This window comes from Glycocaulis sp., from assembly GCF_052168375.1.
Lineage (GTDB): Bacteria > Pseudomonadota > Alphaproteobacteria > Caulobacterales > Maricaulaceae > Glycocaulis.
Map to the genome: position 1 here is coordinate 14,868 of NZ_JBQLZR010000217.1, position 21,296 is coordinate 36,163.

The 21,296-nt window shown below is 63.8% G+C and carries 20 protein-coding genes; 8 read left to right on the forward strand and 12 right to left on the reverse strand.

Features of this window, described 5'->3' with window-relative positions:
- Positions 1-142 precede the first annotated feature (142 nt).
- Complete coding sequence (locus ACTS2Z_RS08735; RefSeq protein WP_442572832.1) at positions 143-1,366, forward strand: methyltransferase domain-containing protein; 1,224 nt, start codon at positions 143-145, stop codon at positions 1,364-1,366.
- Entirely contained in the window at positions 1,366-1,725 is a 360-nt protein-coding gene (locus tag ACTS2Z_RS08740; RefSeq protein WP_442572833.1) for a hypothetical protein, read from the forward strand. The genes ACTS2Z_RS08735 and ACTS2Z_RS08740 overlap by 1 nt, the downstream gene beginning before the upstream one ends.
- Here the strand turns inward: ACTS2Z_RS08740 and ACTS2Z_RS08745 are convergent.
- Genes ACTS2Z_RS08745 through ACTS2Z_RS08755 form a run of 3 tightly spaced genes read right to left on the reverse strand, consistent with a single transcriptional unit; the run spans position 1,722 to position 3,108 of the window.
- The gene (locus tag ACTS2Z_RS08745) at positions 1,722-2,123 is read right to left on the reverse strand and encodes a type II toxin-antitoxin system HicB family antitoxin (protein WP_442572834.1); all 402 of its coding nucleotides are present in this window, start codon (positions 2,121-2,123) and stop codon (positions 1,722-1,724) included. The genes ACTS2Z_RS08740 and ACTS2Z_RS08745 overlap by 4 nt on opposite strands.
- Before the next feature lie 4 nt (positions 2,124-2,127).
- Positions 2,128-2,319: a type II toxin-antitoxin system HicA family toxin gene (locus tag ACTS2Z_RS08750; protein WP_442572835.1), complete on the reverse strand. Its 192-nt coding sequence runs from the start codon at positions 2,317-2,319 to the stop codon at positions 2,128-2,130.
- A gap of 48 nt (positions 2,320-2,367) precedes the next feature.
- The gene (locus tag ACTS2Z_RS08755) at positions 2,368-3,108 is read right to left on the reverse strand and encodes a hypothetical protein (protein WP_442572836.1); all 741 of its coding nucleotides are present in this window, start codon (positions 3,106-3,108) and stop codon (positions 2,368-2,370) included.
- Positions 3,109-3,235: 127 nt separating this feature from the next.
- On the opposite strand from ACTS2Z_RS08755, the gene ACTS2Z_RS08760 reads away from it, so the two are divergent.
- Genes ACTS2Z_RS08760 through ACTS2Z_RS08770 form a run of 3 tightly spaced genes read left to right on the forward strand, consistent with a single transcriptional unit; the run spans position 3,236 to position 6,197 of the window.
- Positions 3,236-4,117, forward strand: a complete 882-nt coding sequence (locus tag ACTS2Z_RS08760) for a VOC family protein (protein WP_442572837.1) — start codon at positions 3,236-3,238, stop codon at positions 4,115-4,117.
- 2 nt (positions 4,118-4,119) lie between these two features.
- Complete coding sequence (locus tag ACTS2Z_RS08765; protein WP_442572838.1) at positions 4,120-5,121, forward strand: zinc-binding dehydrogenase; 1,002 nt, start codon at positions 4,120-4,122, stop codon at positions 5,119-5,121.
- On the forward strand, positions 5,118-6,197 hold the full coding sequence (locus ACTS2Z_RS08770; protein ID WP_442572839.1) for an alpha/beta hydrolase: 1,080 nt from the start codon (positions 5,118-5,120) through the stop codon (positions 6,195-6,197). Before ACTS2Z_RS08765 ends, ACTS2Z_RS08770 begins: the two co-directional genes overlap by 4 nt.
- Here ACTS2Z_RS08770 and ACTS2Z_RS08775 read toward each other — a convergent pair.
- The 3 genes from ACTS2Z_RS08775 to ACTS2Z_RS08785 are packed head-to-tail and all read right to left on the reverse strand — an operon-like array spanning position 6,194 to position 9,074.
- The gene (locus ACTS2Z_RS08775) at positions 6,194-7,453 is read right to left on the reverse strand and encodes a TRAP transporter large permease (RefSeq protein ID WP_442572840.1); all 1,260 of its coding nucleotides are present in this window, start codon (positions 7,451-7,453) and stop codon (positions 6,194-6,196) included. The two genes, ACTS2Z_RS08770 and ACTS2Z_RS08775, sit on opposite strands and share 4 nt — an antisense overlap.
- Positions 7,453-7,989: a TRAP transporter small permease gene (locus ACTS2Z_RS08780; RefSeq protein WP_442572841.1), complete on the reverse strand. Its 537-nt coding sequence runs from the start codon at positions 7,987-7,989 to the stop codon at positions 7,453-7,455. The genes ACTS2Z_RS08775 and ACTS2Z_RS08780 overlap by 1 nt, the downstream gene beginning before the upstream one ends.
- Positions 7,986-9,074, reverse strand: a complete 1,089-nt coding sequence (locus ACTS2Z_RS08785) for a TRAP transporter substrate-binding protein (RefSeq protein WP_442572842.1) — start codon at positions 9,072-9,074, stop codon at positions 7,986-7,988. The genes ACTS2Z_RS08780 and ACTS2Z_RS08785 overlap by 4 nt, the downstream gene beginning before the upstream one ends.
- A 135-nt stretch (positions 9,075-9,209) precedes the next feature.
- On the opposite strand from ACTS2Z_RS08785, the gene ACTS2Z_RS08790 reads away from it, so the two are divergent.
- Positions 9,210-10,637 (forward strand): flavin monoamine oxidase family protein, encoded by a 1,428-nt coding sequence (locus ACTS2Z_RS08790; RefSeq protein ID WP_442572843.1) that lies wholly within the window; start codon positions 9,210-9,212, stop codon positions 10,635-10,637.
- 7 nt (positions 10,638-10,644) lie between these two features.
- Here the strand turns inward: ACTS2Z_RS08790 and ACTS2Z_RS08795 are convergent, their stop codons facing one another.
- From ACTS2Z_RS08795 to ACTS2Z_RS08805, 3 genes are all read right to left on the reverse strand, one after another.
- Positions 10,645-11,715: a chromophore lyase CpcT/CpeT gene (locus ACTS2Z_RS08795; RefSeq protein ID WP_442572844.1), complete on the reverse strand. Its 1,071-nt coding sequence runs from the start codon at positions 11,713-11,715 to the stop codon at positions 10,645-10,647.
- A 74-nt stretch (positions 11,716-11,789) separates the two neighbouring features.
- Positions 11,790-14,258, reverse strand: a complete 2,469-nt coding sequence (locus ACTS2Z_RS08800; RefSeq protein ID WP_442572845.1) for a TonB-dependent receptor — start codon at positions 14,256-14,258, stop codon at positions 11,790-11,792.
- 172 nt (positions 14,259-14,430) lie between these two features.
- Positions 14,431-15,318, reverse strand: coding sequence for a DUF1838 family protein (locus tag ACTS2Z_RS08805; protein WP_442572846.1), 888 nt, complete (start codon positions 15,316-15,318; stop codon positions 14,431-14,433).
- Between the two features lie 204 nt (positions 15,319-15,522).
- On the opposite strand from ACTS2Z_RS08805, the gene ACTS2Z_RS08810 reads away from it, so the two are divergent.
- On the forward strand, positions 15,523-15,729 hold the full coding sequence (locus ACTS2Z_RS08810; RefSeq protein WP_442572847.1) for a dodecin family protein: 207 nt from the start codon (positions 15,523-15,525) through the stop codon (positions 15,727-15,729).
- 11 nt (positions 15,730-15,740) lie between these two features.
- Here the strand turns inward: ACTS2Z_RS08810 and ACTS2Z_RS08815 are convergent, their stop codons facing one another.
- A complete protein-coding gene (locus ACTS2Z_RS08815; protein ID WP_442572848.1) occupies positions 15,741-16,691 on the reverse strand; it encodes a methyltransferase domain-containing protein in 951 nt (316 codons plus the stop codon).
- A 335-nt stretch (positions 16,692-17,026) separates the two neighbouring features.
- Here ACTS2Z_RS08815 and ACTS2Z_RS08820 point away from each other — a divergent pair, with 335 nt between their 5' ends.
- Complete coding sequence (locus ACTS2Z_RS08820) at positions 17,027-18,940, forward strand: hypothetical protein (RefSeq protein ID WP_442572849.1); 1,914 nt, start codon at positions 17,027-17,029, stop codon at positions 18,938-18,940.
- On the opposite strand, the gene hutU is transcribed toward ACTS2Z_RS08820, so the two are convergent.
- Positions 18,937-20,616 (reverse strand): urocanate hydratase, encoded by a 1,680-nt coding sequence (gene hutU / locus ACTS2Z_RS08825; RefSeq protein WP_442572850.1) that lies wholly within the window; start codon positions 20,614-20,616, stop codon positions 18,937-18,939. The two genes, ACTS2Z_RS08820 and hutU, sit on opposite strands and share 4 nt — an antisense overlap.
- On the reverse strand, positions 20,613-21,296 hold a 684-nt coding region (gene hutG / locus ACTS2Z_RS08830; RefSeq protein WP_442572851.1), incomplete at its 5' end, for an N-formylglutamate deformylase. The genes hutU and hutG, both read right to left, overlap by 4 nt.

Here is a 21,296-nt window from a genome sequence, read left to right on the forward strand (position 1 = left end):
CGCGCATGACAGGAGGCACTTGCATGTGACGCTGGCCTGCTCAAATGATATATCATTAGATCAGCGCGCACTTGCCAAGCCCTGATCATGCGATCAGATGAGAAAAGTGCGCGTAACGACGCGTCAGACGAGGGAGTGAGCCATGCCCAAAGACGGTGCAGACACGAAATCCTCCATGCCGGCCTATGACGGCCCGCCGGATTACCGGCTGGTCGGCCGCCACGAGGTTTTCCCCGAGCTGACGCATGACGAATGCGAGCGGTTCAACTTTCTGGCCCACATGAACCGGCATCTGGCCGCACGCGTGCTTCCGGGCGTCAAGAAGGCCTACGAGACGCGCATCGCGCCGAAAGCCGGTGACGGCTTCAAGTCCCGCCATGATGTCCGCAAGGCGCTCCTGAAAGACCCGGCCTTCCAGACCTGGAGCGCGCTGCGCCGCGCCACGATGGAACAGCGCCAGCAGGCCGGCCGCTGGGTCACGCTGCGCCAGGGCGATGCGCTGACGGAAAAGGCGCGCGCGCTGACAGCCGGTGACCCGCGCCTGCAGCTGGAGCCAAGCTTCACGGTTCCGAACTATCTCACCGCGGTCGACCATCACTGCATGCCCGGCAGCTATCACGGCGAGATCGTCTCTGGCGATGTAACCGGTCCAGCCAATTATGATTGCGGAATCTTCGCAACGACGGGCGGCGCGCTTGGCCGATACAATGATGGCGGCGGGCACGCTGTTGTCGCCTGGCTGAAAAAGCACCTGCCGGACTTCAAGCCGAAGCGCATTCTCGATCTTGGCTGCGGCCTCGGCCACAACGTGCTGCCCATCGCGCAGGCCTTTCCTGACGCCGAAGTCATTGCGGTCGATTCCGGTGCCCCGATGCTGCGCTACGGCCTCGCGCGGGCCAAATCGCTGGGCATCGACAATGTCACCTTCATCCAGGCCAACGCCGAAGACCTGTCCCGCTTTGCCGATGAGAGTTTTGACTGGGTGCAGACGACCATGTTCCTGCACGAAACCAGCCGGTCGGCCATGGGCCGCATCTTTGCCGAGAGCCGCCGTGTGCTGAAACCCGGCGGTATGGTGCTGCATGTCGAGCAGCCGCAATACGCCGCAGACATGCCGCTCTTCGAGCAGGCCATCCGGGACTGGGATGCCTTCTACAATAACGAGCCGTTCTGGACGACGATGCACGAGATCGATCTGGACGAGCTGATGATCAAGGCCGGGTTCAAGCCGGGCAATGCCATTCATGGCGGCGTGGCCGCTGTGGTCGACACCTCCCTCTTCCCCTCTGCCGGCGATGACAAGGTGGAGGATTACGGGCGCAAGGCTGCCTGGGAGCTTATCGGTGCCCGCAAGGAGGCTGCGTGATGTCCGGTTTCGATCCGCTTGCACAGGCCGGCAACAAGGCCAAGGGCAAACGCCCCTGGTTCTTCGAGGACCGCGAGGCCGAGCGCGTCATAAACATCGTCATGGCGCTGGCCCAGGAAGTCTCCGTGATGCGCATGCGCCTTGATACGGTCGAGCGCCTGCTGGAGGAAAAGGGCACTCTCACCCGCGCCGATATCGAGGCCTTTGCGCCCGACAAATCGCAAGCCGCCGAGCGCGGTGCGTGGAACCAGGAATTCATCGCGCGCATCCTGCGCATCGTGCAGCAGGAAAATGAGGGCGTTGAAGCCGCCGGCGAAATGAGCTCGGAAGATGCCGGCAAGGCGCTGGGGCTGAGCTAGGCATCCAGCCCTTCGCGAATTGCCTTGCGAGCAGCTGCTGCCAGCAGGCCGGAACGGGTAAAGCCGTGATCGCTCGCATAGCGGTCAATCTCGCGCAACGTGTCGTCGGGCAAGGTGATATTGACCCGCACCGTCTTCGGCTCGGCTTTGAGCGCGACCAGCACCGCGACGCCATCACGGTTCTGCGGATCGGCCATGATGCCGGTCAGGCTTGAGGGTTCGGGGATCGCCTCGCCATCTTCCAGCATGCCCTCCACATGGAAGGCCAGCACCTCCTCGGCCATGGCCCGAGCCTCATCCAGCGTTGACCCTGCCGTGATACAGCCTGGAAAATCCGGGAAGGACACGCCGAAATCGCTGTCCGCGTCCTTATGAATGAGAGCAATATATTCAGCCACTGCGCTATTTCCTGAGCTTTATGCCTGCTTGCTGCTCGATGGAGCGAAGGGTGCCGATGGGCACGTCCTTTTTCGGATGCGGCACGGTAACGCGTCCCGGTTTTGAGACATGCTTGAACTGCAGGTGCGAACCCTTGCTCGCCACCAGTTCCCACCCCTCGCGCTTAAGTGCCGCGATGATCGACCGGCTATCCATGTGTATCTATGCGCACTCGTTTCGAATGTCAACAAATACACACTAACATCAATCCCCCAGCACGAAAAGGCTCTCCTCCATCGGCTCGTTGACCCGATAGGCGGTCCAGATGGTCTCGTTCGCCTTCACGCCATTATAGAACAGGCGCACCCGGCCCGGCTGGACCCAGGCATCGCCTTCATTGGAGAAAAAGTCCGAATAGATCCGCTCATGCCAGCCGCGCGGCGTCTCGAAACCGACGCGCAAGATGGCGTAATCATCCTGTGCGATCGAGAACACGGTGTCGCCACCGGCCGCATCCGTAACCCGGATCACGTGGACTTCCCGCCCGTCGACATAGTCATCAGGCAGGCGATGGAGGGTGTATTCGGGATCAAGGGCGTAACGTATGGCGCCGAAGCCGAAGCTGTTTGACCATTCCGGGCTGCCGCTGCCGCCGGGCACCAGACCATTCTGGTTGTAGGTATTCTGGCCGTCAAAGGCGAGCTGGAAGACAATCTCGCCCCCCCGGAAGGCCTCGATGCGTACCCGCCCGTCAGCGATATGGGCGTCATCCTTGCCTTCGGGATAGACCCGCCACATGCGGTAGGGCTCGTAGATGACCGGCTCGTGGCCACCATCCGGAAAGAAGACGCCATGGCCTTCCATGTAGAGCGTTTCCGGATTGACCCAGAGCACGCCGCCGGCTGCCTCATGCGCCCGCTCGATAATCTGGCGGGCTTCCAGTGCTTCATCTGCAATTGCAGCAGGCGCGAAGCTCACAAGGGCTGCGATCAGGGCAAGGCGCATGGTGATAATCTCCCGTCCGGAACGCTGCCGCAAAAGGGCTGGCACAGCGCATCAAATGATATAACCTTTTGCATAGTGCACCGCATTTGTGCGGCCTGACAATCACCTCGAACGGGAAGCTGCCACGATGAAATGCCTGCGCTCCGCAACACTGACGGTTGCCAATCTTGATGCCAGCGAGGCGCTCTACCGCAATGTACTGGACTATCGCACTGTCGAAAGCGGCCCGCTTGATGCGGACCTCGCGGCAAGCTGGGCAGCGCCCAAAGCTGCAGGTGCCCGTCATGTGATCATGCAGCCGGCATCGGGCGCCGACATTTTCCTGCGCCTCGTGGAGCAGGCCCCTCACCCGGACTTCCTGCCGCTGCGCAGCTATGGCTGGGCGGCAATCGAGATTTGCGTGCAGGACGTGCTTGCCGCCCACGAACGGGTGAAGGGCACGCCGTTCGAGGTCATCGGCCCGCCGCGCGAGATCGAAGGCCTGCCGGCCATCTATCCCATGCAGGTGAAGGGACCCGATGGCGAGATCGTCTACCTGACGCAGATCCGCGACGACCTGCCCGCCTATGACCTGCCGCGCGCACAAAGCCCGATTGACCGGCTTTTCATTCTCGTGATGGCCTGCAGTGACATGAAGGCCTCCCTCGACTGGTTCGAGACGAAGGTGGGCTTTCCCACCGGCCGCATCATGGACATCGAGTATCACATGCTCGCCAACGCGTTTGGCACACCGACCAGCGAGTTGCATACCATTTCCACGGCGATCCATGGCCGGGATGTCTTTCTGGAACTGGATCAGTACCCCGCGAATGCGACGCCCCGCCCGATGCATGAGGGCTGGCTGGCACCGGGGTGCGCGCTCGGCAGCTTTATCCATCCCGATTTCGACAGCGTGTGCGGTGACTGGGTCAGCGCTCCGGTGATCCGGTCTGGCGCGCCCTATACCGGCAAGCGTGCCGGGACGCTGCGTGCACCGGATGGCACGCTGGTGGAGATCATCGAGGCCTGATCATGATGATGCAGCAGGGCGTGCTTGCCCACGCCGTGGACCGCCGCCCTGCGGCCAGCGACATCGCGATCATCGAAACCCCGCGCCCCGTGTGTCCGGAAGACGGCGTGCTGATCCGGCTGGCAGCCATATCGCTCGACCCTTACGTGGCCATGCGTCTGCGCGGACGGCACATGGGCGAGCCAGCGCCGCGCCCCATGCTGGACGCCATCCCCGGGCACGGCGTCGGACAGGTCGCGCAAAGCCGTTCGGCGCACTTCCGGGAAGGCGACTGGGTTCACACCACCGAGGCAGGCTGGCGCGATTTCGCGGCCCTGCCGGACAGTGCGGTACGCAAGATCGACATGACCGGTCTCGACCCTGCCGATCATCTGGGTGCGCTGGGGATGCCCGGACTGACCGCATGGGCGGCCATGCGCCACCGGGCGGACATTCGCGCCGGAGACATCGTTCTCATTGATGCGGCCGCAGGCGCTGTTGGCGGCGCAGCGGGCCAGATCGCGCGGGCGCTGGGAGCCGCATACGTGGCCGGTATTGCCGGCGGAGCGCAGAAATGCGCGCTGGTTCAGGAAACCTACCGGTTCGACGCCTGCATCGATTACCGCAGCGAAGGCTGGCAAGAGGCGTTGCAAACTACGTTGCCCGATGGGCTTGATGTGCATCTGGAAAATGTCAGCACGGCCATCCTGCAACTCGCCCTTTCACGCATGCGGCCCTATGGCCGCGCCGTGCTGTGCGGACTGGCAGGCGAATACCATGCTGACGGGCCGAGGCATGGCATTCCGCCCGGCCTGCTGATCGCGAAGCGGGCGAGCCTGATGGGTCTGGTCGTCTATGACTATTATGACCGCTGGGCGGAGTTTACGCAGTTCGCCGCCCCGCTGGTGCGCGCAGGCATGCTCAAGATTGCCGAGGACAGCGTGGCGGGCTGGGTGGATGCGCCTGCCCTATTTGAACGCATGGTAGAGGGGCGCCATGTCGGCAAGGCGATGGTGCGGCTGTGAGCGTCGGCGCCCATGTCTGGGGTCAGCGCCACGCCGTGAAGGCGGGCGGCACGATCGTGCATTATCGCCGCGCAGGCCGTCACGGAAATCCGGTCGTGATCCTGCTGCACGGATCACCTGAGAGCGCAGGCGCCCTCCACGCCGTCGCGGCCGCGCTTTCAGACCGTTTTGACGTGATTGCGCCAGATACGCCCGGAAACGGGCTGAGCGCGCCCTTGCCTGTGACCGAGCCGAACCGGGAAGACTATGCCCGCCATTTGCTGGCCTTCATGGACACGCTGGGCGTGCCTCGCGCCGGGCTTTACGGGTTTCACACCGGCGCTGGCACAGCCATGGCCGCCGCTCTGATGGCGCCGCAACGTATCGCCGCGCTGGCACTCGACGGCTATGCCGTGTGGAGCGAGGCCGAACGCGCCGACCTTCTGGAGCGCTATTGCGTCGTTTTCCCGCCCGTCCGGGACGGGTCCCATCTGGCACAAATCTGGGCACGCCTAGAGGAGCAGCGCCTTTTCTTTCCGTGGAACTCTCCACGGCTGGATGCGCGCCTTGATATACCGGTACCGCCCATGGAGGTGCGACTGCGCCGCCTTCGCGACTGGCTCACCGCATGGGACACCTACCCTGCGCCCTACCGGGCCGCTTTCCGCGCTGTCGGCGAGGATGGACCGGACCGGGTGCAGGTTCCCACACTCATCGGCGCGATGGCGCGAGACCCCCTCTCGGCGCATCTGGAGCGCCTGACCGATGTTTCACCGCATGTGCGTCTGGAGAATTGGGGCGATGACCGTGATCGTGCGCTAGGCGACATGGCCGCGCATCTCGCCCGCCACGCCGGCGATCCGGCAGAAGGGTCCACTGAGCCTGATGATGCGCTTCTGGCGAGCCTGACAGCACCCGTCACGCTGGAAGGCTGGCAGCCCGACGCCCATGGCGGCTTCCTGCTGCAGTTGTGGCAGCAAATGCGCCTCAAGGTAATCGCTGGCGCACGCTCGCAAGCGGCACTGGACGAGGGTCTCGACCCATTTGCGCTTCAGGCACGACTGACCGCCATTATCCAGGGGCACACCGGCCTTTAGCGCACGAAGAAGAGCGCGATCTGCGGAAAGGCCGCTATTATCCAGAGTGCGACGAGCATCAGCCCGATAAAGGGCAGCACCGCCTTGCACACCGTCCAGAAGCTTTCCCGGAAGGCCGCCATGGCGACGATCAGGTTCAGGCCCAGAGGCGGGGTGAGATAACCGATCCCCAGATTGACGATCATCATGATCCCGAAATGCACCGGGTGGATATTCTGCGATTCCGCCAGTGGCTGCAGCAAGGGTGCCAGCACCAGCGTCGCCGAACCGACATCAATCACCATGCCCACGGCCAACAGCAGGGCGTTCGCGGCGATGAGGAATTCCAACGGTGACGAGATGACCCCGGCGAGGTCTGCGACCAGCGCCTGGGGCACACCTTCGGCGGTCAGGAACACGTTCAGGGCAAAGGCAAAGGCAAGGATGGGGTAGAGGCTGCCAAGAAGCTTGGCCGAGTCCACTGCCACGTCTTTCAGCTGGCCAAGCGTCAGGTCGCGGTGGATCAGCACCTCGACAATGCCCGCCAGCGCCACGGCGACGGCTGCGGCCTCCGTGACGGTAAACCAGCCGGTATAGATGCCGCCCAGAATGACCAGCGGGACAGGCAGGGCGAAGCCGGCGCGCGCGAAAGCCCGGACGATCTCACGTGGCCGCCAGGCGCCCTCGCGGTTACGCCGGTTCAGCACGACGGCATAGATCGAGAAGATGGCGATGAGGACCAGAGCGGGGCCGATACCGGCCAGGAAAAGCTGCGAGATCGAGACTTGGGTGATGTAGCCGTAGAGGATGAGCGGGATTGAGGGCGGGATGATGATGCCCAGCACGCCGCCAGCACACAGGGCGCCGATGGAAAAGGTTTTCGAATAGCCGGAATCAATGAGCGCGCGGTACATGATCCCGCCCACGGCGAGCAGCGTAACGGCAGCAGACCCGGAAATGGCGGCAAACCCTGCGCAGGACAGAACCGCCGCGAGCGCCAGGCCTCCGGGCACAGGCCGGGTGAGTTCACGCATGAAGGCGATGATGCGTTCGGCAATCGCACCAGCCGACATGACCGCCCCGGCGAGCACGAAGAGCGGTATCGCCAGAAGCACATCCTGATTGACCGCGAACCACACATCATAGAGCGCGTATTCGGGCCGGCCGTCATTCCAGACGGTGTAGACGAAGAGCGCGGCCACACCCAGCAGTACCAGAACAGGCTGGCGCAGAAGTGCCAGCGCGAGGATCGCCGCGACAAGGAACCAGATTTCCATCAGCGTGCCCCCTCCTCGCCTGAGCGTGCCGCACCAACTGGCGGCCCGTCCCCGCCCACGCGCTCCTCCGGCTTCAGGGCCGGATCAGCAAAATAGATGAGGAAGCGGATCGCATTGCTGGCAAAAGCCAGAAGCAGGATTGTCTGCAACGCCCAGACCGGCGCGCGAAGCACCGCTGTCCGGTCGCCCAGCAGGAAGGACTCTGCCACGATCCACCCTGCAAACACGGTCAGGACGAGGAAAAAGACCGCCGTCAGCAGGCTGCCAAGGCGTGCAACGCCGGCGCGCAGGGGGGCGGGAACAAGGAAATCGAACGCGGTAGCGCGCAAGTGCGCACCGTGATCGGTCGCGACGCCAATACCGAACATGGCCAGCGCGATCATGCCAAAGACGGCGATCTCCACAGCCCCGATTATTCCAGTCTGGAACAGGCGGCGTGACACAACGTCAGCCAACAGGGCAATCGTCATTATGGCGAAGGCGAGGATCGCCGCCCACCGTTCTGCGGAGCTGAGAAACTTCAACAGCGCACTCATGCGTCACCGCCCGTCTGCCGGGCCGCAAAGGCCGCCTTGCCCGCAAGGATTGCCTCATACACTTCACGCGAACGCCCGCCGGCATCATCAACCAGGCGATCGACGACGTTTTCCGTCGCCTGGCGCCAGGCCGCACGCTGCGCCGGATCAAGGTCATGAACCGCGATGGGCTCGCCCTGAGAGGTGCGTAATTCACGCACCACATTGCCGTCCGGACCACGCATGACGCCGGAGCGCATGGCCCCTTCCAGCATGCCCGTCATCGCCCGGACACCGGCACGGGCATCCGCCGACGAACCCCAGGCCTGATCGATGGTTTCGCGCTGGGAAGCGGTTGCCCGTTCATACCAGTCGCGGTTCAGGACAATCGCGCCAGTATCAAAGGAGTGGCGCGTCAGCGTAAAGTCGCGCGCCATCTCCAGCGTGGAGAAGAAATGGAAGGGCAGGCTGGAGAGACCGCCCTCGACGAGCCCGGTCTGCAGGGCGGGAATGACATCGGAAATGCCAAGCGCAATTGCGTCCATGCCCGCCGCTTCGCAGAAGAAGCGCGCCGCCGCATTGGGCGAGGTGCGGATTTTCAGGCCTGCCGCATCGGAAGGCACCAGCAAGGGGCGGTTGGCGAAGATGTGGGTCCAGCCGACCTCTACCCATTGCAGGAGGATGAGGTTCTGCGCCAGCGCCAGCTCGTTGATGATGTCGTAGAGATGGTTGTCATAGACGTAGTCCACCTCCTCGTTTGACTCGAAGAGATAGGGCGCAAGCGCGATTGAAAGCTCCGGTATGCTGGAAGCCAGCCCCTGGAGCGACATGCCGCCGATATGGGCACGCCCCCGGCGCAAATCGTGGAGCATCCGCTCCTCATTGCCGAGTTCCGCCTTGGTGAAATAATCGATGCGCAGGGTTTCGTTCTCGGCCATGCGCGCCTCGAAGGCGAGCCATTGCGCGTCCCAGGGCGTGCGAGGCGGCGCCTGGGCCACGGCGCGTCCGTAGAGGCTGCCGGGCGGATCGTCGCGCCGTCCGCAACCGGCAAGGCTGCCTGTGGCGGCCATGGCCGCAACGGCAAGGAACTCCCGGCGTTTCAACATCGGCTCTGGCCTCTCCCCTCTCGCTTGACCGCGGCGCTTGAACACCGTCATTCTTCAAAGGATATAACATTTCATCCCGGCGCTCATGGCAAGGCCGCGCGCGCAGATGATCGCACAACTCTGGCGGAGGTCCTCATGAGATTGTCCCGGCGCAGCCTTCTTGCCAGCGGCGCGGCCCTGATGGGCAGTTTTGCCCTTGGCGGATGCGGGCCCCGTACTGACCGCGGCGCAAAGGCGGCCGACGTGATCGTGCTGGGGGCGGGCCTCAGCGGCCTGCATGCGGCAAGGCTGCTGGCCGATGCCGGTCTCGACGTGCTGGTACTGGAGGCGTCTGAACGCATTGGCGGGCGGATGGTGACGCTGGACCATTTGCCCGGCGCACCCGAAGGCGGCGGTGAGCAGGTGGGACAGGGCTATGCGAGGGTAAGGGCCGAGGCTGCCGCACTGGGCCTTGTGTTTGAAGATTTCGCCCCGTCGCGTTTTGGCGAACAGCTGGTCGTGGACGGACAGCGCATTCCGGCTGCCGACTGGCCTGCCTCACCGCTCAATCGCTTGCCTGACACGTTGCGCGGACTGTCCCCGCACCAGCTCTTCTTTGCGATGGTGGCGCGCCACAACCCGCTGCCCGATGTCTATGCCTGGCGCGAAGCGCAGTGGCAGGAGCACGACATAGCGGCCGAAGCCTTCCTGCGCACTCTGGGAGCGAATGACGAGGCGATCCGTCTGATGGACGCGACGCTGAATGGGGGACGCCTTGCGACCTATTCGATGATGAATGTCTGGCGCTCACTGACGCTCTACGCTGCCGAGCGCGAAATGGGCCCATCCCAGCGTGTGGCTGGCGGATCCCAGCGCCTGCCCGAAGCCATGGCCGCCAGCCTGCCTCGCGAGGTTAGGTTGCAATCCCGCGCGGCAGCCATCGAAGCCGATGAGACGGGCGCCCGCGTCACGCTTGAAAACGGCGAGACCCTGCGTGCGGACTTTCTCGTCAGCGCCCTGCCCTTCGCGGTCTTGCGCAATCTGGCGATAGATGCGCCCTTGTCGGCGCCTCAGTCCGAGGCACTGGACCTCCTCCCCTACACACCGATCATCCAGTTGCATGCGCAGGCGGAAACCCCATTCTGGGAAGCCGACGGGCTCGCGCCTGAAATGTGGACCAATACCCCGCTGAACCGGATCTTTGCGCGGCGCGACGCCAATGGCCCGACAGGCATGTTCACTTGCTGGATCGACGGGCAGGATGCGCTGCGCGGAGCCTCCAACAGCGATGCGGACTGGCAGGCCTTGCTCAGCCGGACATTTGCCGAAATCCGCCCGGCGAGCGAAGGTCGCCTTGCCTTGCGGGAAGTCGTCCGGTGGCTGCCATCCAATCCGCTGGCGGGCGGTGCCTACATGCACTGGGCGCCAGGGCAGATTTCGCGATGGGCCGAACCGATGATCCAGCCCGCCGGACGCCTGTTCATCGCTGGCGAGCACGCCAGCCATCTGCATACGGGCATGGAAGGCGCAATGGAGGTTGGCGAACGCGCCGCGCTCGCCATCCTCGACCTCGCCGGAGCCTGACGGTCCGCTACGGGCCCCAGCTTCCCGGCGTATGGGTGCAGCTGGCCTGCAGCCAGCGCAGGTTCAGGCCAAGGCGTTCCGCGCCGGCCTCGCCCCAGGCATAGGACAGCGCGCGGTCATTGCCCGCCTCATGAACATAAAGCGTCAGTGATCCGCGCCGGTCCCGCGCTGGCCACTCTACATCGCGCAGGCGCAGTTCGATTTCGCGTGGCGGCGTTTCGTCGGTCCTGACAATCGCGCGGCCACCCTGATCGTGCAGCCAGATATCGCGCAGGAACTGCCAGTCGGTCATTCCGTCGCCGCTATCGCCATGGCTGGCACCGCGCATGACCGCGACCCAACATTCAAACGGGCGGGCGCGCAGCAGGCGATGGGGCAACTCCATCCGGTTGCCATAGACATACTCGCCTTCCGATGTCTGCGCCCGGTCCCGGATCCAGATAGCGTCCGGCGTCAGTACCAGATCATCCTCAATGACGAGTGTGCGGCCGGACTGCCGGCTCTGGACAACGCAAGCCCCGCGCACGGTTTCACCCACAAACTGGTTTTCGCGGCGGCGCCAGTAGACCTCGCAGCCCGGATAGCTGACCGTATCGGCGGGTGTCAGTCCTTCCAGAAGGGACGGATCGCGCCAGGCACCGCGCAGGCTCGCCGCGTCATTGGGCGCGTAGATGTCCAGACGGATGGCGTTGGCTTCCGCATCAGCCACGAAGCGGTAGATACGCTGGCGGTAGATATTCTCCGGATCACCGCCCGCATATTGCTCGACATAGAAGACATGCTCGCCAAAGGCAGGAAGCTCGACCTTGCGGAAGATCGAGTGGATACGTCCATTGCGCCCCTCTTCGGGAACGCCCGCCTCCTCGGCAAAGAAAACTTCCCGGTCATTGTCAAAGCGGCCTTCGAACCAGCTGAGAAGAAGCTCGAGGTCCGCGTTCAGGACGGCCTCGGCTTCGGCATCGCCGGTCACCGGCTGGCCGTGAGGAAGCTGGCCGTATGCGGCCGGCGCTGCCAGACATATCGCGGCGATGGCGGGCAGGTAGCGAACACAATCCATCAGAACAGTCCTTTTCATCATGCAGCCGCCCGGATGCACGAAGGGCCGGGCAGACTGGCTGCCCGGCCCCTCATCGCGTCCCCCGGCCCGAAAGCCTAGAAGCGGTAGCGAGCCTCGATACCGAAGCTGGCGCCACGGCGCAGCGTCCCGAAGAAGGCCCGCGGAGCGCCACGTGCGGCGTTTACCGGAGCGGTATTCGGCGAGAAGCCCGTGCTCAGATACGGCGTCTGGAGCCAGCGCGTGGCCATGACGATGGAGTCTTCATCGAAGATGTTCCGGCCATAGGCCATGATCGTCCAGCTCTCACCCTCGATGCCGAGCTGGGCGCCGAAGATCGACGCATCGCCGGTTTCGGCCAGGTTGTGAACCTGAACGAATTTCGAGGACTCGTAGGTGTAGTCGCCGCGCAGGAACCATTCCAGCGTGCCGGTCGAACCGATCGGCGCACGCACCTCTGCATTCAGCGAAAGCTGGTGCTCGGAGGTCAGCGGGATGCGATTGCCTGCGATGGAGCAGTTACCGGTAGCGCCGAAGAACTGCGTGCCGGTTCCCGGTGCCGTCGCGTTGCCCGCGATCACACCGCCACCCGAGGTGAGTTCCCACTGGGCGTCGTCGCAGCCTTCGGTGAACTCCGGACGGGTCCAGGCGTAGGTTGCGCCGATTGAGAGATAGTCATTGACCTGCTGGCGGTATTCCAGCTCGAGACCCAGAATCTCGGCCGAACCCTGGTTGGTGGCCACCGAGTTCAGTGCACCGCCGACAGAGGCCACTGCCGTGGTCAGCTGCACGTCGGTCGCATCGATATAGTAGGCCGAGGCCGCGAAATAGCCTGCGCCGCCGAACAGGAACTGCTTCACCCCGATCTCGAAGTTATCGGACGTTTCCTGGTCATAGGTCGGCTGACCGACGCTCGCGCCGATAGCGCCGTTCTGGCCGCCCGGTTTCACACCGCGCGAGTAGACGGCAAACACCGTGGTCTCGGGGTTCACCGACCAGTTCAGGGTCAGGCGGGGCGTGAAGTTGTCGAACGTGTCGGTCCGGTTGAACGGCGTGGCGGTACCGATGCCGTCCAGCGTGGTCTTTTCTTCCTCGGCATAGCGCCCTTCGAGCGTCATGGTGAGGTTGTCGGTGAAGTCGAATTCCAGAAGACCGAACACCGCCTGGTTGGTGGTGGTCAGCTCGCTCGACGGATTGCCCGACAGGTTCGAGAAGGTGATGGAGAACTGGTCACTGGTCTGATCGTACATGTACGCACCGACCATCCAGCGGAAGCGGCGGTCGAGCGGCGAGGCCAGACGGGCTTCCAGCGAGTAGTCCACCACCTCGTTGCGAGTCGTATTGGCAAAGAACGCGCCGGTGTCTGACATGCCCGCCGGCTGCAGGACGAAGTTGATGGAGGAGTGGTCGGAGTCCGAACCGAAACGGCGCTCTTCATCGCGGTAGCCCGCAGACAGGCTGAGGATGTAGCCCGAGCCGCCCAGATCCCAGTCCATAATGCCGGAGAAGAGCAGCGTCTCGTTGGTGACGCCGTCGAACGCCGTGCCGTCAGCCGTGGAATAGAGCTGGAACGGCAGGAAGGGGTTAAGCGCATTGGCCGGGACGCCCGGCACAATGGCCGGCTGACCAGGAACGGCCGGGCCGGTGTTCAGAGCGATCGGGCCTGGGCGGATCACACCGCAGAAATACTGATTATTGTTGGTGCTGCCCGAACGCGACCAGTAATTGAGCGAGCGATAACCGGGCGAGCAGTTGTTGGCGGATGCCGGCTGCAGGAAGAGCGGCAGGGTGCCGTCGCTCGAGTCCGAATACTGGGCCCGGACGCGGAAATCGATATTGCTCGTCGGGCTGAAGTCCAGCACGCCGGAGAAGGAGGTGGTCGACTGCGAACCGACTGTCTGGCCGGTCACCGTGTTGGTGTACTCGCCATCATAATGATAGTCGCGCAGCGACACACGGAAGCCGGCATTCGGGCCGAGCGGACCTGAAATCCCGCCTGACACTTCGTGTTCGCCGTGGCTGCCATAGCGGCCGCGCAGATTGGCCTCAACCTCGTCGGTGCCGCCGCGGGTCACGAAATTGATGGCACCGGCATAGGTGTTCCGGCCGTAGAGTGCGCTCTGCGGACCGCGGATCACTTCGACGCGGGCCAGATCATTGGGATCGAGGTTCTGGATCGAACCGGGATAGTAGACGCCGTCCACAAAGTAGGCGGTGCCGGATTCCACGCCGAACTGCACACCGGCAAGAACGTTGGCCTGGCCACGGATGACCGGGCGCTCCGAGGTCCGCCCGAAGGCCGCCGAGAACGACAGGCCGGGCGTGAAGCGGGCCACATCGTCCACCGACTGGAGGCCGAGATTGAGGATATCTTCCTGGCCGAAGGCCGTCACCGCGACGGGAGCATCAAGGATGGTCTCCTCGCGCCGGCGGGCTGTCACCGTGATGATTTCGCGGGCGTTGGACGAGCTGGCAGCTTCCTCAGCCTCCTGGCCGATAGCTGCACCCGTGGTCAGAGCCGTCACCGCAAGCACGGCGGCCGAGCTGAGTAGAATGGACTTTTTCACACCTGGTCTCCCCTGTCTTGGCCGTCGTCCGTTATCGGATTCGATCCAAACCGAGTATAATGATATATCTTTTGAACAGAGCCGTCAGGCCTATTCCGGGCCATTTCCTCAAGAGGCGGCGAAGTGTTGCAATTCGGTGACAAACTTCGCCGCGCCCTGAGGTGTCAGAGGCCTACTCGCCGCGTTCCGGCACCTCGATCTCGCCACGTGCGACGCCGAGATAATAGCTCCAGCTCGTCACGTTCGGACGGTCATCATCGAGCGGCGGTGCCTGATTGTATTCAGGATAGTTGCGCTCGATCTCCGCGCGGAAGAAGGCGGGCAGCTCGTCATAGCCGCCATCCAGCTTGCGCCCTGCGGTAGAGAAATAGATCAGGCCCTCGCGGCCCTGCATGCGCATCCAGGGAAGCCAGTCCGACATGCGCACCCAGCCCACATGCACATCGGCGCTGGTGGTTTCGGGGTCCAGCACTTCGGAGACATTGCCGAAGAAGTTGAACATTTCCGTGGCGTGGTAGGTGCCGCCGATCTCGGCCTCGAATTCGCTGGCGAGCGGGTTCGGGTAGAAGAGCGGAACCGTCGCCGTCAGCCACCAGCCATCACCGGTCTGCTGACCGCTCCAGCTCAGCGGCCCGCGCGGACCGTTTTCCCAGTTCTGGCTATTCACCGGATCGTTGGCGACATGCAGCACATCGACCGTCTCGCCGGTCCAGGGATTGTCCCATGTCGACAGGATCTCGTTCGTTTCCGGATCGAGATAGAGCAGGATCTCGCGCGAGATGAGCCGGTAGCCCTCACCGTATTCAGGGTGGCTGGTGGATACGCAAGTCCGGATATTCATGCCTTCCACACGGAACAGGCGGCGGTCACGCTCGCCCTGGCGGCGCGAAAACGCGTAGCCGTTCCAGTAATAGACGGCCGGCTCGCCATCGACGGTCGAGCATTGGATTTTCCGGTTGATCTGCAAGAGATCGGACGGGTCGTCAAAGCTGAGACTGTCCTGCGCAGTGGCCACGCTGCTGACCAGCATGGCGCATCCGGCTGCAATTAAAGACCGCATAGTTCTCTCCCCTTTTTTCTTTTGCCGTAACGGCTGAATGACAAATGATATATCATTTCATGATGGCGAGGCTGGCAAGGGCTTTTTCATGCTGTGTGCGCCCGGCGCCTCGATGGGCACCATCACTTCGAGCATCAGAAATTATCGGAACATCACCGCCCGGCAGTGTGTTGGTTGGGCATGAGCTGATGAAAGGAGGACGCCATGAGCGTCGCTCGTGTAACCGAGATATCCGCTACTTCACCTGACAGTTTCGATGATGCTGTCGTGCAGGGCATTGCCCGTGCTTCCAAGACGCTTCGCAATGTTTCGAGCGCCTGGGTGAAGGATCAGAATGTGAAGATCGAGAACGGCAAGATCACCGCTTTCCGGGTCAATCTCGCCGTGACCTTCCTGCTGGACGACGCCTGAACAAGCGCCGCTCAGGCCGGAATGCGGGCTTCCCCGTCACCTTCCCTGTCGTGGCAGATGGCCGGAAGGGCCGCGACGACGCAGAAGGAGTGTATGTCCTCGCCCCGGTCCTTGCGGACAACGCACGGGGCAAGGTCAATAGCGGCGAAACCGGCCTGGGTCAGCAGGTTTTCAAGATAGGGTGCGCCGTGCGCAAAGCGGCGGCTCTCCTTCAGGACGATATCCTCCTCGGCCGCCTCAACGGTGAAGGCGAGATATCCACCGGGAAGCAGGGCGGCACGGCACCACGCAATCACCGCTTCCAGCGCCCCGACATAGGCGAACACGTCCGCCGCGACGATCAGGTCGTACTGCGCTGGCACCATGTCCATACGGGCTATGTCGGCCTTGGCGAGGGCGTCGTACACGCCCTTCGCTTCCGCCTCTGCCAGCATGCCGGCCGACAGGTCGACACCCGCCAGCCTGCCTGAGAACGGGCGCAGCACCTCACCCATCAGGCCTGTGCCACAACCGAGATCGAGAGCATGTGCCGCCCGCTCAAAGCCGTTCGCCTGCAGGCGGGCCAGAAGAATGTCCGGTCCGCGATACTCCAGGCCGCGCGTCAGAGCTGCATCGAACCGGCTGGCGTACTGGTCGAAGAGCAATTCCACGAAGGCTGGCGGCATGGATTCAGCGACCGGCATGGCCCGGGCGAGGTCGCGTTTCAGGCTGGCCCCGAACGGATCGGCGGGATCAAGTTCGAGAGCCTGGTCCCATGCGCGCAGCGCGGCTTCGCCCTGCCCTGCCTTTTCGTGAAATTCGCCGAGGCGGAACCAGCCGGCGGTCCATGCCGGAACAAGCTCAAGCGCGCTTGAGAGTACATCGGCCGCGGCCTGAAAATCACCGCGCGCGGCGAATTGCTCTGCATAGTCTGCACGCCGGTCAGCGACAGGATCGGAGGAGGAAAACCGCGCAGCGGTCATGGACCAGGGTCTTTCAGGATGTCCGCTCATTGACCTTTTACAAATCACGCGGCGGACGGGCGCTGCATGCGGTGGTCTCAGCCCGCCGCTGCATCGGGACCGCAATACTGAAGCGCCGGTGCGACTGTCAATCGGTTTGGCGTGCGGCCAGATGTATGGACGCAACCGCCTTGTTGCCTCTACTCTGCTGTCCGGTCAGACGCGTCGTGCCACCGCATGCGTCAGGCTTTCCGGCATTCCCGACGCCGGAGCGCGTTTCGTAAGCCACAGGCGCTGCCCGACACTGTCTGGCGGCTGGCGCCTCATGGCCGAGTGCAGACAAGTCGGGGGCATCCATGGACGATACACACACTCCTTCGCGAAGCGGCGAACAGCGCTTTTCAGAAGACGATTTGCCGCCAACGCCGGACCCGTTGACCATGGCAGTGCGCGCCGATGTGCTGGGCGAGAATCCGGGATCCATGGCGCGCGCGGTACTGGAGCATCAGGCGCGGCTGATCCGCTCCGATGTCACGCATCGCAACTGGCAGATTGCCCGCGAAGCGGCGGGCGCAGCCCTGATGATCCTGGCCGCGGTATCCGCCTTCACTGCAGTGGTCATTGTAGCGACCGTCCTGTGGAGTGCCACGCAGTATCGCGGTCTGACCATCCAGCCCTTCTCCGTGCCGCCTGCCATGGAGGAACAGGGCCTTACGGGGGCCGCCATTGCCTCGCGCGTGCTTGACCGGCTGGCCGAGATGCAAACCACGACACAGTCCATGCGCGCCGCCAATACCTATGCAGACAGCTGGGGCGACGAGGTGGCCGTCGAAATACCCCAGACCGGCGTGTCGGCGGGTGAGCTCTGGCGTTTCCTTCGGTCGTGGCTGGGCGAGGAAATCCGTATCACCGGCGAAATCGTGCGGGAGGGCGAAGGCTATCGCATCACCGCGCGCGCCGGCGGGCAGCCGGCCCGCGTCATCATGGCGGGCGCGGACGAGATCTATGCCGGTCTGGACGAGGCTGCCGACGCGATCTTTGCCCAGACACAGCCCTATCGCTATGCGGTCTATCTTCTCGATTCCGAGCGCCCCGAAGATGCCCGCACAGCGTTCGAAACGCTCGCCGCAACCGGATCACCCACAGACCGGCGCTGGGCGGCGGCGGCGCTCGTCGGCCTCTATCTTGACGAAGGCAATCTGGCACAGGCGCTAGCGATCGGTGAAAGCGCCGTGGAACTGCATGGCGATTTCGGCCTGCTGCACGCCAATCTGGCGCAGGTTTACGGCATGCTCGGCCAGCCGGGCGCGGAACTTCACCACATGGCGCAGGCCGCGCGCCATCTGCGCAGCGGCGATGAATACAACCCCGATGAACGCGACCCGATGGTGGTCGGCATGGAGGCTGATCTCCTTTTGCGCGGTCACGCCTATCTGGAAGCGAGCGAATATCTCGAAGAGGCCATACGCCGCCGTCCGGTGTCGGCAGAGCAGCTTCGCTGGCAACAGGCCTATGCCCATCTGTGGATGTATGACACGGCGCGCGCCACGGAGATCTACTCGCGCCTGCCGGAATTTGAATCGCTGCCCGGCGTGTCCGGGCGTGAGGACTTTGCCTTCGAGGTGGCCATACAGCTTGAGGACACCCCGGCCTGGCAGGCCATTTGGCCTGGCATACGCGAAGGCGTGGAGGCATTGCCGGACGATGCAAGGCCGTCAGTGGCACAGGCCCGGTATCCGACTGTAGCCGTGGCGTTTGCACGGGCCGGAGAAGTGGATGAAGCCCGTACCCTTCTGGAGGGTTTGCCTGAGGGCAATTACTATCTCGATCTCACCCATGCCTATCTGGACGGGCTGGACGGGGCGAACGGCATCGAGGCGCGCTTTCAAACCCTCATCGAACGGGCCCCGCAACTGGCCTATGGCGAGCTCTTTCTGGCCGATATCCGCCGGCAGAATGGTGATCTGAATGGCGCGCTCGACATGCTGGCCGAAGCGCATCGCAAAGCCCCGGAATGGGCTGATCCGCTAAAAGAGATGGGCGATCTGCTTGCCGCAAGCGGGCAGCACCGTGCTGCTGCGCAGCGCTACCGGCAGGCGGCAAGGCGGGCACCGCGCTGGGGCGCGCTGCATCTGGCCTGGGGCGAAGCGGAACAGGCGCGCGCACGTTCGCTACAGGCACGCGAGCTCTTCGAGCGCGCCGCCACGATGGACATGTCCGCCGCTGACCGGCAGAGGCTGGAAGCGCTGCTGGCCGATACCGGCTCCTAGGTGAGTGAAGGCAGATTGAGCGCGTGCTCGCGCGCACAATCTATGGCGATGTCATACCCTGCATCGGCATGACGCATCACGCCGGTCGCCGGATCGTTCCACAGCACGCGCTCAAGGCGCCGGTTTGCATCCGCGCTGCCATCACAGCAGATGACCATGCCCGAGTGCTGGGAGAAGCCCATACCCACGCCGCCGCCGTGATGCAGGCTGACCCATGTTGCCCCGGATGCGGTGTTCAGAAGCGCATTGAGGAGCGGCCAGTCCGATACCGCGTCTGACCCGTCCTTCATGGCTTCGGTCTCGCGGTTGGGCGACGCAACGGAGCCGCTGTCGAGATGGTCCCTGCCAATCACAACCGGCGCCTTGAGCTCGCCGGTGCGGACCATTTCGTTGAAGGCAAGGCCCGCCTTGTGACGCTCGCCAAGCCCGATCCAGCAAATACGCGCGGGCAAGCCCTGGAAGGCTATCCGCTCCGCAGCCATGTCCAGCCAGCGATGAAGATGGGCGTTTTCGGGGAAGAGCTCCTTCATCTTCGCGTCGGTCTTGTAAATGTCTTCCGGATCGCCTGACAGGGCGCACCAGCGGAACGGTCCGACACCCCGGCAGAAGAGCGGGCGGATATAGGCCGGCACAAATCCGGGGAAGGCGAAGGCATCGGTCAGGCCTTCGTCGAGTGCCACCTGACGGATATTGTTTCCGTAATCGAGTGTGGGCACACCCGCCTTGTGGAACTCCACCATGGCCGCAACATGCGCCTTCATGCTGGCGCGGGCAGCACGCTCCACCGCCTGCGGCTCGCTTTCCTGACGAGCCCGCCAGTCCGCGACGCTCCAGCCTTTGGGCAGATAGCCGTGCAAAGGGTCGTGGGCGCTCGTCTGGTCGGTGACCATGTCGGGGCGGACGTCGCCTGCCTGCATCCGGCGGACCAGCTCGGGGAAGATGTCGGCGGCATTACCCAGAAGCCCGACGGACTTCGCCTCGCCTGCCTTCGTCCAGCGGGCAATCTTCTCCAGCGCCTCATCGAGCGTGAACGCCTTCTCGTCGAGATAGCGGGTGCGGATGCGAAAATCGATGCGGGTCTCGTCGCACTCGACCGCCAGGCATGAGGCGCCTGCAAAGACGGCCGCCAGAGGCTGCGCGCCGCCCATGCCGCCAAGGCCAGCGGTCAGAATCCACTTGCCCGTGAGATCCCCGCCATAATGCTGGCGGCCGGCTTCTGCAAAGGTCTCGTAGGTACCCTGCACGATGCCTTGCGTGCCGATATAGATCCAGGAGCCGGCCGTCATCTGGCCGTACATCATCAGGCCTTGCCTATCGAGCGCGTTGAAATGCTCCCAGTTCGCCCAGTGCGGCACGAGGTTGGAGTTGGCGATCAGCACGCGCGGCGCGTCGGCATGAGTGCGGAAGACACCGACCGGCTTGCCGGACTGGACCAGCAGGGTCTCGTCCTCATTGAGCTCTTTGAGCGCCGCGACAATGCGGTCATAGGCCTCCCAGTTTCGCGCAGCCCGGCCAATACCGCCATAGACCACCAGCTCGTGGGGGTTCTCGGCCACATCGGGATGCAGATTGTTCATCAGCATGCGCAAGGGCGCTTCGGTCATCCATGACTTGGCGTTCAGCGCCGTGCCGGTTGGCGGAAAGATGTCGCGAACATTGCGCCGGTTCTGGGTCATGATGCGTCCTTCAATTGCGGTGCAAGCGCCTCGATGCGGTGCAGGAGGGTCGAGAGCAGGCGCCGCAGCCGGGCGGCCCGCGCCTCGTCATAGGCAAAGGGCGGCGCTTCGCTTTCCAGATAGACCGATTGGGCGAGCTCCATCTGGACGGCGTGAATGCCTGAAGCCGGCTTGCCGTAATGGCGCGTCGTCCACCCGCCCTTGAAGCGGCCGTTCACGACATGGCGGTAGCCGGGTTCTGCGGCGCAGGCCGCCTCGACCTCCGCTTGCAACAGGGGCGCACAGCTCGCCGCGTCCGCCGTCCCGATATTGAGATCGGGCAGTACGCCATCGAACAGGAAGGGAATGCGCGAGCGGATGGAGTGTGCATCATAGAGGATGGCGACGCCGTGAAATGCCCTTGCCCGCTCCAGCGCCTCTGTCAGAGCGGCGTGATAGGGCGCATGGAAGGCTGCCACACGCGCGGCAATAGCGTCCTCGTCGGGGGCCTCGTTCCAGATCGGTTCGCCATCAAAATCGGTCAGGGCGACGAGGCCTGTCGTGTTCTGGCCCGGATAGAGGCTCGCGCCATCTGGCGGGCGGTTGGGATCGACCGCATAGCGGTGAAAGTTCGCAACCACCATGGCCGCGCCAGGCAGCAGGTCCTGATAGAGCCGGTCCACATGCCAATCGGTATCGGC